12 protein-coding genes and 1 riboswitch are annotated in these 13,421 nt (G+C 70.3%); of the genes, 6 read left to right on the top strand and 6 right to left on the bottom strand.

The window, feature by feature from the left end; all coding sequences use genetic code 11:
• Positions 1-36: 36 nt before the first annotated feature.
• Positions 37-756 (bottom strand): AAA family ATPase, encoded by a 720-nt coding sequence (locus AZE13_RS04290; protein WP_181690238.1) that lies wholly within the window; start codon positions 754-756, stop codon positions 37-39.
• Positions 757-996: 240 nt separating this feature from the next.
• Positions 997-1,092: riboswitch (glycine riboswitch) on the top strand.
• Between the two features lie 147 nt (positions 1,093-1,239).
• Here AZE13_RS04290 and gcvT point away from each other — a divergent pair.
• From gcvT to AZE13_RS04265, 5 genes are all read left to right on the top strand, one after another.
• Positions 1,240-2,367, top strand: coding sequence for a glycine cleavage system aminomethyltransferase GcvT (gene gcvT, locus AZE13_RS04285; protein ID WP_066926875.1), 1,128 nt, complete (start codon positions 1,240-1,242; stop codon positions 2,365-2,367).
• A gap of 133 nt (positions 2,368-2,500) precedes the next feature.
• Positions 2,501-2,878: a glycine cleavage system protein GcvH gene (gcvH, locus tag AZE13_RS04280; protein WP_066926874.1), complete on the top strand. Its 378-nt coding sequence runs from the start codon at positions 2,501-2,503 to the stop codon at positions 2,876-2,878.
• A 34-nt stretch (positions 2,879-2,912) separates the two neighbouring features.
• On the top strand, positions 2,913-4,169 hold the full coding sequence (glyA, locus tag AZE13_RS04275) for a serine hydroxymethyltransferase (protein WP_066926872.1): 1,257 nt from the start codon (positions 2,913-2,915) through the stop codon (positions 4,167-4,169).
• Between the two features lie 418 nt (positions 4,170-4,587).
• Positions 4,588-6,252 carry an APC family permease gene (locus AZE13_RS04270; protein ID WP_066926870.1) on the top strand — a complete coding sequence of 555 codons (1,665 nt, stop codon included), beginning with the start codon at positions 4,588-4,590 and terminating at the stop codon, positions 6,250-6,252.
• A 186-nt stretch (positions 6,253-6,438) separates the two neighbouring features.
• Entirely contained in the window at positions 6,439-7,821 is a 1,383-nt protein-coding gene (locus AZE13_RS04265; protein ID WP_066926868.1) for an L-serine ammonia-lyase, read from the top strand.
• A gap of 579 nt (positions 7,822-8,400) precedes the next feature.
• On the opposite strand, the gene AZE13_RS04260 is transcribed toward AZE13_RS04265, so the two are convergent.
• From AZE13_RS04260 to AZE13_RS04240, 5 genes are all read right to left on the bottom strand, one after another.
• A complete protein-coding gene (locus AZE13_RS04260; RefSeq protein ID WP_066926866.1) occupies positions 8,401-8,589 on the bottom strand; it encodes a hypothetical protein in 189 nt (62 codons plus the stop codon).
• A gap of 98 nt (positions 8,590-8,687) precedes the next feature.
• The gene (locus AZE13_RS04255; RefSeq protein WP_147264602.1) at positions 8,688-9,554 is read right to left on the bottom strand and encodes a hypothetical protein; all 867 of its coding nucleotides are present in this window, start codon (positions 9,552-9,554) and stop codon (positions 8,688-8,690) included.
• Between the two features lie 323 nt (positions 9,555-9,877).
• On the bottom strand, positions 9,878-10,417 hold the full coding sequence (locus AZE13_RS04250) for a GNAT family N-acetyltransferase (protein WP_066926862.1): 540 nt from the start codon (positions 10,415-10,417) through the stop codon (positions 9,878-9,880).
• A gap of 153 nt (positions 10,418-10,570) precedes the next feature.
• Positions 10,571-11,347, bottom strand: a complete 777-nt coding sequence (locus AZE13_RS04245) for a hypothetical protein (protein ID WP_066926860.1) — start codon at positions 11,345-11,347, stop codon at positions 10,571-10,573.
• Positions 11,348-11,716: 369 nt separating this feature from the next.
• On the bottom strand, positions 11,717-12,421 hold the full coding sequence (locus tag AZE13_RS04240) for a phosphatase PAP2 family protein (RefSeq protein WP_079123697.1): 705 nt from the start codon (positions 12,419-12,421) through the stop codon (positions 11,717-11,719).
• A gap of 311 nt (positions 12,422-12,732) precedes the next feature.
• On the opposite strand from AZE13_RS04240, the gene AZE13_RS04235 reads away from it, so the two are divergent.
• On the top strand, positions 12,733-13,287 hold the full coding sequence (locus AZE13_RS04235; protein ID WP_066926856.1) for a GH25 family lysozyme: 555 nt from the start codon (positions 12,733-12,735) through the stop codon (positions 13,285-13,287).
• Positions 13,288-13,421: the final 134 nt, after the last annotated feature.

Below are 13,421 nucleotides of genomic sequence, written 5' to 3'. Positions count from 1 at the left end.
AGACGGGCGGACGGAAGACGGGCGGACGGGAACCGCTCAGCGGAAGCCGACCGTCCGCAGTGCGCTCGCCGCCCGCCGGTCCAGCAGCACCGCCGAACCGAACCCCTTCGGCAGGCCGCCCGACTCCGCCGCGCCGACCAGCCGGCCCACCGCCCCGCGGTGCCGCGCGAAGGCGTACGCCGACACCCCGCGGCCGCGCGCCTCCTGGCCCGAGCGCGCGGTCTCCGGCGGCACGTCGAGCAGCACCAGATGCAGCCCGCGGCCGCCGCGCCGAGCCGACCGGGCGAGCCAGCGGCGGACCCACGTCTGCGTCCCGCAGTCGTGTACCACCAGGCTGTCGCCGGAGCGCAGCGCGCGGCCCAGCGCCAGGTAGTGGGCCGTCCGTACCAGCGGCCGGTACAGGACGTACGGCAGCCGGCGCAGCCGGCCGCGCTCCCAGCGCTCGCGCACGTCCTGCGAGTCGATGCACCGCACCGCGCCGCCGCGCCCGTCCAGGGGCGGCACCACACGGCGCATCAGGGTGCTCTTGCCGCTGCCCGGCAGGCCGGAGACCACCACCAGGTCGCCCGCCGGGAACCGCAGCTCACCGGTGCCGGACGCGCTCCGCCCGCCGCGCAGGTCCACGACCGGTGCGCGGCGCCCCGGCCGGACGGCGGACCGGGCCGGGCGCCGGGGCCGGGAGACGGCGGGGGCCACCGCCACGGCATCCGGGGGCACGCCCCCTGAAGTGGCCGCGAAGGCCGCGTCCCTGTGCATCGTGATCGCCTCACCCCTCCGGTTCCGGTCCGGGCCGAGTCCGTCCCCTACCCGCACAGTGTCAAGAAAAGGTAATGGCCTTCAAGAGGACGGCCCCGCTCCGCGGGACTGTCCCGGTGCCCCCGGGCCGGGAACGGACCCCCGGCCAGGGCTCCTCGAACGGGCGATCCCGTGCAATGATGTGCCCGCCACGTGCAGCGCGCAGTTCACGTGTGCGCCGCCAACTGCATACCGGCCGCTTGAATCCGCGCGGGAGAGTCCCCGGCCGCCACGGCGGGGCGCCGAAGGAGCAAGTTCTCCCTTGAATCTCTCAGGCCCCTATACCGCGCGGGCGAGGCAGATCTGAAAAGCGAGCCACTGCCTGGCAGGGGCGGCTCCACCGAAGGTGCAAACCGGGTCCGTTCGCGGGATCCCGGTGAACCTCTCAGGTTCCGATGACAGATGGGGAGAACGTCTTGTCACCCATGCCTGGGAGCCAGAACCATGACCGATGCCCCCCGCCGGACGGCGCTGGACGCCACTCATCGCGCGCTCGGCGCGACCATGACCGACTTCGCCGGCTGGGACATGCCGCTGCGCTACAGCAGCGAACGTGAGGAGCATGTCGCCGTCCGCACCCGCGCCGGCCTCTTCGACCTCTCCCACATGGGTGAGATCACCGTCACCGGGCCGCAGGCCGCCGACCTCCTCGACTACGCCCTGGTGGGCAACATCGGCGGGGTGAAGACCGGCCGGGCCCGCTACACGATGATCTGCGACGCCGAGGGCGGCATCCTCGACGACCTGATCGTCTACCGCCTGGCGGACCAGGAGTACATGGTCGTCGCCAACGCCGCCAACGCCCAGGTGGTGCTGGACGCGCTGACCGCCCGGGCCGGCGGCTTCGACGCCGCGATCCGCGACGACCGGGACGCCTACGCGCTGATCGCGGTGCAGGGACCGGAGTCCCCCGGCATCCTCGCCAAGCTCACGGACGCCGACCTGGACGGACTGAAGTACTACGCGGGCCTGCCCGGCACCGTCGCCGGCGTCGAGGCGCTGATCGCCCGTACGGGATACACCGGTGAGGACGGTTTCGAGCTGTTCGTCCGGCCGGCGGACGCGGTCGCCCTCTGGGAGGCGCTCACCGCGGCCGGCCAGGACGCCGGCCTGGTCCCCTGCGGCCTGTCCTGCCGTGACACGCTGCGCCTGGAGGCGGGCATGCCGCTGTACGGGCATGAGCTGACCACCGCGACCACACCGTTCGACGCCGGCCTGGGCCGGGTCGTGAAGTTCGAGAAAGCCGGCAACAACGGCGACTTCGTGGGCCGGGCCGCGCTGGCGGCGGCCGCCGAGCGGGCGGAGTCGAACCCGCCGCGCAAGCTGGTCGGCCTGATCGCCGAGGGCCGCCGGGTGCCGCGGGCCGGGTACCAGGTCACCACCGCCGACGGCACCGTCATCGGCGAGGTCACCTCCGGAGCGCCCTCCCCCACCCTCGGCAAGCCGATCGCCATCGCGTACGTCGACGCCGCCTACGCCACACCGGGCACCGAGGGTGTCCGCGTGGACATCCGTGGAAGCCATGAGCCGTACGAGGTCGTCGCACTGCCTTTCTACAAGCGGCAGAAGTAACGATTCACCGGTGACCGGCCCAGCTCACCGACGGCAGGCCCGGCAGTGGCGCGGAGCGCGAACGGCACCCGCGTGTCTCACCGTGCAAGACCCCATTTCACGAGCACACCCTCGCGTACAGGAGAATCGAGCCATGAACAACCCCCAGCAGCTGCGCTACAGCAAGGAGCACGAGTGGCTGTCGGCCGCCGAGGCAGGCGTCTCGACGGTCGGCATCACGGAGCATGCGGCCAACGCCCTCGGCGACGTCGTCTTCGTGCAGCTCCCTGAGGCCGGCGCCACGGTCACGGCGGGCGAGACCTGCGGTGAACTGGAGTCGACCAAGTCGGTCAGCGACCTCTACTCGCCGGTCAGCGGCGAGGTCACCGCGGTCAACGAGGACGTCGTCAACGACCCCTCGCTGGTGAACACCGCCCCGTTCGAGGGCGGTTGGCTGTTCAAGGTGAAGGTGAGCGGCGAGCCGGACGACCTGCTGTCGGCCGACGAGTACACCGCCTTCTCCGCCGGCTGAGCCCGGGCCAGAACCCCCTCCTCCAGGAAGACTCATGTCGATTCTCAACAGCTCCCTGCACGAGCTCGACCCCGATGTCGCCGCCGCCGTCGACGCCGAGCTGCACCGCCAGCAGTCCACCCTCGAGATGATCGCGTCGGAGAACTTCGCTCCGGTCGCCGTCATGGAGGCCCAGGGCTCCGTCCTGACCAACAAGTACGCCGAGGGCTACCCCGGCCGCCGCTACTACGGCGGCTGCGAGCACGTCGACGTCGTCGAGCAGATCGCCATCGACCGGATCAAGGCGCTCTTCGGCGCCGAGGCCGCGAACGTGCAGCCGCACTCCGGCGCCCAGGCCAACGCCGCCGCGATGTTCGCGCTGCTCAAGCCGGGCGACACGATCATGGGTCTGAACCTGGCCCACGGCGGTCACCTGACCCACGGCATGAAGATCAACTTCAGCGGCAAGCTCTACAACGTGGTGCCCTACCACGTCGGCGAGGACGGCCTGGTCGACATGGACGAGGTCGAGCGCCTCGCCAAGGAGAGCCGGCCCAAGCTGATCGTCGCCGGCTGGTCCGCCTACCCGCGCCAGCTCGACTTCGCCGCCTTCCGCCGGATCGCCGACGAGGTCGGCGCGTACCTCATGGTCGACATGGCGCACTTCGCCGGTCTGGTGGCGGCGGGCCTGCACCCGAACCCGGTGCCGCACGCCCACGTCGTGACCACCACCACGCACAAGACCCTGGGCGGCCCCCGCGGCGGCGTGATCCTGTCCACCCAGGAACTCGCCAAGAAGATCAACTCCGCGGTCTTCCCCGGTCAGCAGGGCGGCCCGCTGGAGCATGTGATCGCGGCCAAGGCGGTCTCCTTCAAGGTCGCGGCGAGCGAGGACTTCAAGGAGCGCCAGCAGCGCACCCTGGAGGGCGCCAGGATCATCGCCGAGCGCCTGGTGCGCGACGACGCCAAGGCGGTGGGCGTGGACGTGCTCTCCGGCGGCACCGACGTCCACCTCGTCCTGGTCGACCTGCGCAACAGCGAGCTGGACGGCCAGCAGGCCGAGGACCGCCTCCACGAGGTCGGCATCACCGTCAACCGCAACGCCGTCCCGAACGACCCCCGGCCCCCGATGGTCACCTCGGGCCTGCGGATCGGCACCCCCGCCCTGGCCACCCGCGGCTTCCAGGCGGAGGACTTCCGCGAGGTCGCGGACATCATCGCGGAGGCCCTGAAGCCGGCGTACGACGCCACGGCCCTCAAGGCCCGGGTCACGGCACTGGCGGAGAAGTTCCCGCTGTACCCGTCCCTGTGACGAGGCGACCGTCGCCGTGACGAGGTGACTGTCACCGCGATGAGGGTGGCCGTAGCTGTGACGAGGCGACCCGTCCCGGTGACACGTCATCCGTCTCCGTGACGAGTCGACCCGTCCCGGTGACAGCCGGCACGTCTCCGTGACCCCGCACCCGCCTCCGCGGCGGTGCGCCCGGCGCTGTGACGCGTCTCATGTTGGTGCGCCTCCGGCCGGCCGTCGACCGGCGGGCCGGAGGCCGAACGGGCCGTGAGCCCGGGGCCGTTGGTCCCGGGCTCACGGTCTGCGGGGCCCCGGGCTTGTCCTCGTCGCCCGGCATCCGGGAGAAACCTACCGCTGGGCCGGAAATAAGCTGGTCGGCGGCAATCACGCGGCCCTCAACAGGGAGGGGGCATGCGGCAACGGCAGGACGGACGACTACATGGACATGAGCGCGGGCAACCGCAAAGGGCTCAGCCTCTTCGCCCTGATCATGATCGGCATCGGTTCGATCTTCGGCTCGGGCTGGCTCTTCGGCGCCGGTTCCGCCGCCCAGGTGGCGGGCCCCGCGGCGCTGGTCGCCTGGGTGATCGGCGCCGTGTTCATCGGCATGATCGCGATGTCCTACGCGGAGGTCGGGGCGGCCTACCCGATCCCGGGCGGTATGGCCCGCTACGGCCACCTCTCGCACGGCCCGGCCCTCGGCTTCCTGACCGGCTGGGCGGTGTGGATCGCGATCGCCTCGCTCATCCCGATCGAGTCGATCGCCGCCACCCAGTACATGACGTCCTGGAGCTTCGACTGGGCGAAAGGCCTGGTCGACGCCGACCACCACCTGACCGTGTCCGGCATGGGCGTGGCGCTGCTGCTGACCGTCGCCCTCTGGCTGACCTGCTTCTGGTCCGTCCAGCTGCTGGCCCGCGCCAACACCATCCTCACGCTGGTCAAGTTCGCCATCCCGGTGCTCGCCGTGCTCGCGCTGATCGCCTCCGGCTTCCACACCTCGAACTTCACCTCCCAGGGCGGCTTCGCCCCGTACGGCTGGTCGGCCGTGCTCACCGCGGTCACCACCTCGGGCGTGATCTTTGCGTTCAACGGATTCCAGGCCGTGGTCAACCTCGGCGGCGCCGCCAAGAACCCGGGCCGGGCCATCCCGATCGCCCTGGTCGGCGCGCTCGCGCTGGGCCTGCTGATCTACCTGGCACTGCAGACCGCGTTCCTTGGGGCCGTACCGCCCGAGGAGCTGGCGCGGGCGGGCGGCTGGCAGGGCGTGAACTTCAGCTCGCCGTTCGCCGACCTGGCCAAGCTGCTGATGCTGCACTGGGTGGTCACCCTGCTGCAGTTCGGGGCCTTCATCTCGCCGGCCGGTTCCAACATCGCCAACGTCGCCTCGGCCGCGTACATGGTCACCAACCTCGCCGAGACCGGCTTCTTCCCCAAGAAGCTGGCCGCCGTGCACCCGCGCTACGGCACCGCGCGCCCCGCGATGTGGCTCAACCTCGGCTTCTCCGTCGTGCTGCTGCTCACCGTCGGCCGCAGCTGGCAGGCGCTGGCCGGGGTGGTCTCGGCGGCCATGGTCATCTCGTACCTGATCGGCCCGATCGCGGTGGGTGTCCTGCGGAAGACCGCGCCGGATCTGCCCCGCCCGTTCCGGCTGCCCGCCGCCGGGATCCTGTGCCCGATCACCTTCGCCTTCGCCGCCTGCGCCCTGTACTGGTCGAAGTGGCCGGACACCGGCAAGGTCACCGTGCTGACGCTGGTGGCCGTGCCGGTCACCGCGCTCGTCCTGCGGCGTAAGGGCGCCCGCGGGGCCGCCCTGCTGCGGCAGTTCGCGCCGGCCTGGTGGATGGTGCTCTTCCTGATCTGGATGGCGACGCTGTCGGCGCTGGGCAGCCCGGACTTCGGCGGCCATGGCGTCATCCCCGGCGGCCTGGACATCGCCCTGGTCGCACTGACCGCCCCGGCCTTCTACTTCTGGGCCGTACGGGCCGGCGTCAACGCCCGTGCGGCGGGCCTGACCGGCACACCGGACACCCCGGACGACCACGCATCCGTTCCGACACCCACTGTTCCGACCGACGACGGACGCCCGATGGCCTCCGTCTGACGGCTCCGCGCCGGGTCCGCGTTACGCTCGACAGTCGGCGATCGCCAATCGGGCAGAAGCCCACCTCCCGCCGCATAGCTCCCGCCTTCCCCCATAACTCCACCGCCGGCTCTCCCCCCCCCCGCCTCACCGCCGGCTCCCCCCAGCTCCACCGTCCACCACGAGCAGACAAAGGAGTCCGCCCCCGTGGCCATCTCCGTCTTCGACCTCTTCTCCATCGGCATCGGTCCCTCCAGCTCCCACACCGTCGGCCCGATGCGCGCCGCCCGGATGTTCGTCGGACGCCTCAAGAAGGACGGTCTGCTCGCCCAGACGGTCTCCGTACGCGCCGAGCTGTTCGGCTCCCTGGGCGCCACCGGCCACGGCCACGGCACGCCCAAGGCCGTCCTGCTCGGTCTGGAAGGCCACTCCCCCCGCACCGTGGACGTGGAGACGGCCGACGACGAGGTCGAGCGCATCCGCACGACCGGCCGGCTGCGGCTGCTGGGCGCCGAGATAGGCACCGCCCACGAGATCGAGTTCGACGAGCCGAACCAGCTGATCCTGCACCGCCGCCGCTCGCTGCCGTACCACGCCAACGGCATGACGCTCTTCGCCTACGACGCGGCAGGCGCCCCGCTCCTGGAGAAGACGTACTACTCGGTCGGCGGCGGCTTCGTCGTCGACGAGGACGCGGTCGGCGAGGACCGCATCAAGCTGGACGACACCGTCCTCAAGTACCCCTTCCGCACCGGCGACGAACTGCTGCGCCTGTCGGCGGAGACCGGCCTGTCGATCTCCGCGCTGATGCTGGAGAACGAGAAGGCCTGGCGCACGGAGTCGGAGATCCGCGCGGGCCTGCTGGAGATCTGGCAGGTCATGCAGGCATGCGTCAGCCGCGGTATGTCCCGCGAGGGGATCCTCCCCGGCGGCCTGAAGGTCCGCCGCCGCGCCGCCAACGCCGCCCGCGCCCTGCGCTCCGAGGGCGACCCGGCGGCCCGCGACATGGAGTGGGTGACCCTGTACGCGATGGCGGTCAACGAGGAGAACGCGGCCGGCGGCCGGGTCGTCACCGCCCCCACCAACGGTGCGGCCGGCATCATCCCCGCCGTCCTCCACTACTACGTCAACTTCGTCCCCGGCGCCGACGAGGACGGCGTCATCCGCTTCCTCCTCGCCGCCGGCGCCATCGGCATGCTCTTCAAGGAGAACGCCTCCATCTCCGGCGCCGAGGTCGGCTGCCAGGGCGAGGTCGGCTCGGCCTGCTCCATGGCCGCCGGCGGCCTGGCCGAGGTGCTGGGCGGCTCCCCCGAGCAGGTCGAGAACGCCGCCGAGATCGGCATGGAGCACAACCTGGGTCTGACCTGCGACCCTGTCGGCGGCCTGGTCCAGATCCCGTGCATCGAACGGAACGGCATGGCCGCCGTCAAGGCGGTCACCGCCGCCCGCATGGCCCTGCGCGGCGACGGCCGCCACCACGTCTCCCTCGACAAGGTCATCAAGACCATGAAGGACACCGGCGCCGACATGAGCGTCAAGTACAAGGAGACGGCGCGGGGCGGCCTCGCGGTGAACATCATCGAGTGCTGAGGCCGCACCTCGGCCGTAGGCCCTGACCAGCGCGTTTGCATCTTTGAGCGCTGTCAGGGCCTTCCCTGCTCACGCGGCGGAAAGTTCCTGAAAAGTCCCTCGGACAGACCTGAAAGTCCCCGAAAAGTCCCTGGGAAATCCCTGGCCGTGGGTCCCCCGACCAGGGTGTTCGGGGCTCCTGCGGGCAGCTCAGGCGCCAGGGCCTGTCCGATGGGTCGGCGTGGATCAGCCCGCGGCGTCTGGCGCCGTGCAGCTCGGCATCCGGAGGACACATGAAGAGCCGAGGCGGAGCGCAAGGCGGAGCATTGCCCGCGGACTGGATGTCCGTGGGTGATGCGACAACGGTGAGGGTCCCCCCGCGCCATTCAGGCGTGGGGGAGAGGTGCGGTGCCAGACGCCGCGGACCCATCGGGCTGAATCGAGCTAGACGACTGCGTCTCTCGTTGAGCACGCGAAAGGCGCCGGCACGTCCTTGGCATGTTGCAAGCAAGAGTTCGAGCCCTGGCCTCTGAGCGCCGGCGGTCTGGGTGGCCCCGATCGGTGGGGCCACCCAGACCGCGGTGCCGCGCTGGAGTGCGGCTACCTGTTCTGCTGGCAGAACAGCCAGGCCACGGCGGCGATCATGGCCTGCCCGAGGGCCGTCGGCGTGTCGCTGACGCCGTACGCCGCTCCGTACCCGGCCACGTATCCGCTGGCCAGTGCCAGCAGGATGATGCGCGGCCTGACCGGCCCGTCGCCATGGGTGGCTCGGGCCTGCATACTGGACATGGTTGCCCTCCTGATGTGAATCGGGTGTGTGACCATCCGCCGGCCCCCGGTGTTGCTGTGAGAGGTTGCGCTCAGGGGCCGGCGGAAGTGTGTGGGCGCTACTCCCTACCGCGGAGCTCGCGCCTGGTGGAAGGTGTGGTTCGCGGGGGCCTGGTGCGTAGCGGTGGTTCGCGGCGGCCTGTCTGGTTTGACGGCCGTTCCGGTTCTTCCAGGTCCATGAGGAGCTGGAGGCGGTAGTCCGCCGTCCCCTCCAGACGCCTGATGACGTCGCCCATCTGCGCTTCCAGATGGGCAATACGTCCTTCGAGCTCGGCAATCAGTCCGGGTGAGGCTGACGATGTGCTGTGGCTTCGGCGTTGGACGTTCAGCGGTGTGTCCGGTGATCCGGTCTCTGCAACGGAGGCCGTCTCGTCAGTGGTGGTGCGGTAGAAATTCCCCAGCTTCAGCAGTGGGCGGTCGTCCTGTTGGGCCTCACGGAAGCGTCGTTCCACTTCGCTCGAGGAGGCGGACCCCAACCTTCTGTCCGTGTAGAACTGCGCAGCGAGGTCATGTACCTGCTGAACGATCTCCTCGCTGGTCAGCTTTTTGCCCGTCCAGGACCTAAGCATCCGCTGGACGATGCGGTTCCGGGTCATCTTGCGCACGTCATCCCAGGTCTCTTCCAACGCCTGCAAGGCGCAAGCCCCCAGGTCTTCCCCGGGGGGCAGTTCACGCTGCGCAGAAGTCGTCGCGGCCGAGTACCGGGTGTGCGCGGTGGACTTCGTGACACCCAGCTCCTGCCCGACGGCCTCCCAGGAGGTATTCAGACTGCGTTCTGCGACGACGGCACGCTCTACAAGGGTGTCTGCGAGTTCGCGCAGCTTGACTGCCTGTGCGATCAGTTCCCCCGGGCGCGTCTGGCGTACAGCGTTGGCCAACAGCCGCTGGGCCATCGCGTCGCGTTCGTTCGGTGCCGCAGAAGTCATGATCGATAGGGTGCACCAGAACGAAATGTTCGTCAAGCAGAACGTATGGTTCGCCGTTGGGAACGCTGTGCGTTACGGCAACGCGAACGGGGAGAGCAGCTGCAGAAGCGGCACTCCCCGTCTCGCAGAAGGGAAGATGTCCGAATCACCAGTCGAAGACGGGCCGTCAACCGCACGAGCGCGACGGATGACTTCGCCATTGCCTCCGGACCCGGCAGCCGTTCGACGAACAACGCGCCTTCGCGCCAGTCCCCCAAAGGCCTGCATGACCGCAAACCGCCCGGCTCCGTCAACAGCACGTCGACAGACGTGAGTTGTCGAGCTCAAGCGGAGGGCAGTACCGGGGGGCGCAGGCCGAGCCACTGATCGGCGTCCCAGGCCCGGAACCGCTCCACTTCGGTGAACCCCAGCTTTGCCGCGAGGCGCATCGAGCCGACGTTCGCGGTCTGAGTGGCGAGCACCACCGGCTCACCGGGCAGGACGCCTTCGAGCCAGTCCAGTGCCGCCGCGCACGCCTCGGCGGCATACCCGAATCCCCACGCCCGTGGCAGGAACAGGTAGCCGAGATCGACCTTTCCCGCGGCAGCCGGGCGATGGTGCTCCGTTGCTCTCCTGAGCAGTATCCGGCCGATCATCGCCCCGTCGAGTTCAACGACGAAGCTCCCGGGCCACCGCTCGGGCGCCTCGGGCATCTCACGCTCCAGCTCATCACGAGGGCGGGGGCCGCCGAGGTAGGTATGCACGTCTGGCGATGCCAGCAGCTCAATGAACGCCGCACGGTCTCGGGTCTCGGGCTCACGCAGCACGAGCCTCTCGGTCCTGATCGGTGCAGGCGGCCACGCAAGGCGTCCAAGATTATTCATACCGGCAAGCCCATCAGCAGGCTCAGCAGCGATCAAGACCCGCGGACCTTCTTGGCTCTCAGCCCCCTGAGATGTCCAACGGGACGCGTCATCGCCCGGACAGCGCCCAGGACCTGTTCCACGTACATGGCCGAGGGGGCGGCTCCGGCGGGGTCACGTCCGGCGGGGCACGGTGAAGTATTTCTGCGCGGAGGAGTCCCAGCCGCCGAGGGTGAAGCTCAGGACGGTGCCGTAGCGGGCCCGCACGTCCGCCAGACTCATCGGAGCCTCCGGGGCCGTCCAGCAGCGATGGTAGATCCCGCCGGAGCCGGCCGGGCGGCACGGCACGGGCTCTTCGACCCGGTTCGGAAGCGGCAGCCGCGGCCGGTCCCAGTCGATCCGCAGCCCCGGGGCTTCGAGAATCGGCGCGGGCATCAGACTGCCGTCCGGGTACCGGCCCTGATGGCGGTGGTAGTCGAGTGCGTAGGTCACGGTGCCGGCCGCATACGGCATGTCCCGCCCCTCGTCGTCCTGTGTCCCCCAGGTCGCGACGGCAGCCGCACGGATCCGGGGCAGCACGTCGGTGACGTCTCCCCGAATGCCGAAGTAGGCGACGGCCTTCAGGCCACACCTGAGGACGTACGGCGACCGGTTGTTCTCGAAGAGGGAGCCGTTATGGGGCCTGCCACAGGAGTCCCAGAAGCGTGTGAGCACGTACTCCAGGCCCTCGACAGCGGTCAGGCGCTGGATCAGGGCACGTATCTGGTGCTCCTCCGCCTCCCTGCGGGACTCCGCTACGGGGGACGTGGCCTGCCTGCGCAGCTCCTTCTCCGACGGCTCACTGGAGCACGCTGCCGTCAGCCCCACCAGAGTGAACGCCAGCAGCACTCCGCCTGCCCGGGCGCACCGCCGGCGGACTCGGCGCCACCGGGCCGCCACGGTCTCCTTCATCCCTGCACCTCCGGCCTCACCTTTCGGTGCGGCGGGGCCGGGCGCATGAGTACGCGTACTCAGATTCCGCACAGCGCCCGAGTGAGGCGGCGGAGCGAGTGAGGCGGCGGAGCCAGAAGCAGGACGGGCCGGCTCCCGCTCCTCGCACGGCGGCGTGAACGGGGGCCATACCCACGAGGTGTCTCCCTTCTCGCTCTCACTGTGTCGCGCTTGACGAGGACGGCAGCGATCTCGGCGGCGAGGCGCAGGAAGTGGATGGCCGCCGCTCCGCACAACGGCAACCGGATCTCCTACCGCGCCTTGAGTGACCGCAGCTGGAAGCCGGCCCTCATCGCCGCGGGGCTCCTGTCGAAGTGGCTCGGCCACTCGTCACCGAAGATCACGCTCGACCACTACGTTCACGCCATGCCCGGAGCGGGCCAGCGAGGGCCCGGCGAGGGTGAGGAGGGTGGTGGCCAGGAGCCAGCCGGCGAGGACGTCGCCGGGCCAGTGGACGCCGAGGTGGACTCGGGTGAGGCCGACGCCGACGGCCCAGAGGGCGAGGGCCGCGCGGCAGGCGTGCTCCAGCCGTCCCGTCGTCGCCCTGGGGGCGGCGGGGCGGGTGCGCCGGGCGATGCCCCAGGCGAGGATTCCGGCGGCCAGCGCCGAGGTGGTGGCGTGGCCGGACGGGAAGGAGTGGCCGGAGGCGAGTACGGCCCAGTCGGCGGCCGGCGGGCGGGGGCGGGCGAACAGCAGCATCAGGCCGTAGCGGATCACCTGGCACGCGGCGAGGAAGGCCACCGTGCCGAGCACCGTACGGAGCCGCCGGGCGAGAGTGCCGCGGCCGGCCAGCAGACCGGCGAGGACGGCCATCAGGTACGGGATCACGCCGGTGCCGGTGTCCGTCAGCGCGCGGGCCAGCGACAGCAGCGGCTCCCCGCGGTGCGCGACGGCCCAGTGGTGGGCGGCCTGTTCGGGGGCGAGCGGGGCGCCGTCCCGTACGGCTACGGTGGCGGCCGCGGCGGTCAGGAGCACGGCGCAGACCGCGGCCGGGGCGAACCGCTTCACTCGGGGTGACGCGGCGGCTACGGCCATGTCGGCGCCCTCCCGGACCGGTTCGCGGACGGCCGGCCGGACCGGCCCGTCGCCTGGCGGCAGCAACCCCCTGACTGCTTCTCACCATACCTGCGGAACAAGGAACTTCCCGCCCTCGATCTGGCGTCCCCGGTAGCGAGCGTGCTGAACTCGGGCACACCGAACACGCCGGCACCGCAGGGAACGCCGGCACCGCACGGAACGCCGAGGGGACACGGCGGCGGACGCCCCGGGGAACACCTCGCAACGCGATTGACCGTTAGATCAGTTGACGCTTCTGATACGCAGACCGATCGGCAGGAGGGCCGCTCATGCTGCATGGTGTCGATGTCAGCTCCTACAACTCGTCGTACTCCGCCCAGGGGCAGGACTTCGTTTTCGTCAAGGCCACCGAAGGCCGCTCCTACATCAATCCGCACCAGAACGCGCAGGCGGCGAAGGCCCGTGAAGCGGGGTGCGTGGTGGGCTTCTACCACTTTCTGTGGCCCGGGAACATCGCCGCCCAGGCGCGGTATTTCGTCGAGAAGTGCGCCTCGGTCCAGGGCGACGTCCTGATCTGCGACTGGGAGCGCACCGGTGCGGGGACCTACGCCAGTAACGCGCAGAAGGACCAGTTCCTGGTCGAGGTGAAGAAACTGCGCCCCTCGGCGCACCGGGTCGTTCTCTACTGCAACCGCGATTTCTGGCTCAACCACGACACCACGTCCTACGCCGCCGACGGTCTGTGGATCGCCGACTACGTCACCGCCGGGAAACCGAGGATCAAGGCGAAGTGGCTCTTCCACCAGTACACCGACCATCCGCTGGACAAGGATGTGGCGAACTTCTCCAGCAAGGCCGCGCTGAAGAAGTGGGCGCACGCATAAGGTTTTCCACCGGCACGCGTTTTCGCGTATCCAGGAACCGCGCGTACGGCCGTACGGCTCATACGCACTCTGCGTACGCGCGACGGGGACAGTGCGTGACGCGTGCCAGGCGGCAGCCGCCGTCCGTACCGCAC

The sequence above is a fragment of the Streptomyces sp. NBRC 110611 genome (genome assembly GCF_001590865.1).
Classification (GTDB): Bacteria; Actinomycetota; Actinomycetes; order Streptomycetales; family Streptomycetaceae; genus Streptomyces.
This window is presented reverse-complemented; position numbering and strand designations above follow the sequence as displayed.

What these genes read in the sequence shown, in the direction of transcription:
- AZE13_RS04290 (WP_181690238.1), bottom strand. Translation starts at nt 756, where the DNA reads ATGCACAGGGACGCGGCCTTCGCGGCCACTTCAGGGGGCGTGCCCCCG.
- AZE13_RS04250 (WP_066926862.1), bottom strand. Translation starts at nt 10,417, where the DNA reads ATGAATAATCTTGGACGCCTTGCGTGGCCGCCTGCACCGATCAGGACC.
- AZE13_RS04245 (WP_066926860.1), bottom strand. Translation starts at nt 11,347, where the DNA reads ATGAAGGAGACCGTGGCGGCCCGGTGGCGCCGAGTCCGCCGGCGGTGC.
- AZE13_RS04270 (WP_066926870.1), top strand. Translation starts at nt 4,588, where the DNA reads ATGGACATGAGCGCGGGCAACCGCAAAGGGCTCAGCCTCTTCGCCCTG.
- gcvH (WP_066926874.1), top strand. Translation starts at nt 2,501, where the DNA reads ATGAACAACCCCCAGCAGCTGCGCTACAGCAAGGAGCACGAGTGGCTG.
- glyA (WP_066926872.1), top strand. Translation starts at nt 2,913, where the DNA reads ATGTCGATTCTCAACAGCTCCCTGCACGAGCTCGACCCCGATGTCGCC.
- AZE13_RS04255 (WP_147264602.1), bottom strand. Translation starts at nt 9,554, where the DNA reads ATGACTTCTGCGGCACCGAACGAACGCGACGCGATGGCCCAGCGGCTG.
- AZE13_RS04240 (WP_079123697.1), bottom strand. Translation starts at nt 12,421, where the DNA reads ATGGCCGTAGCCGCCGCGTCACCCCGAGTGAAGCGGTTCGCCCCGGCC.
- gcvT (WP_066926875.1), top strand. Translation starts at nt 1,240, where the DNA reads ATGACCGATGCCCCCCGCCGGACGGCGCTGGACGCCACTCATCGCGCG.
- AZE13_RS04235 (WP_066926856.1), top strand. Translation starts at nt 12,733, where the DNA reads ATGCTGCATGGTGTCGATGTCAGCTCCTACAACTCGTCGTACTCCGCC.
- AZE13_RS04260 (WP_066926866.1), bottom strand. Translation starts at nt 8,589, where the DNA reads ATGTCCAGTATGCAGGCCCGAGCCACCCATGGCGACGGGCCGGTCAGG.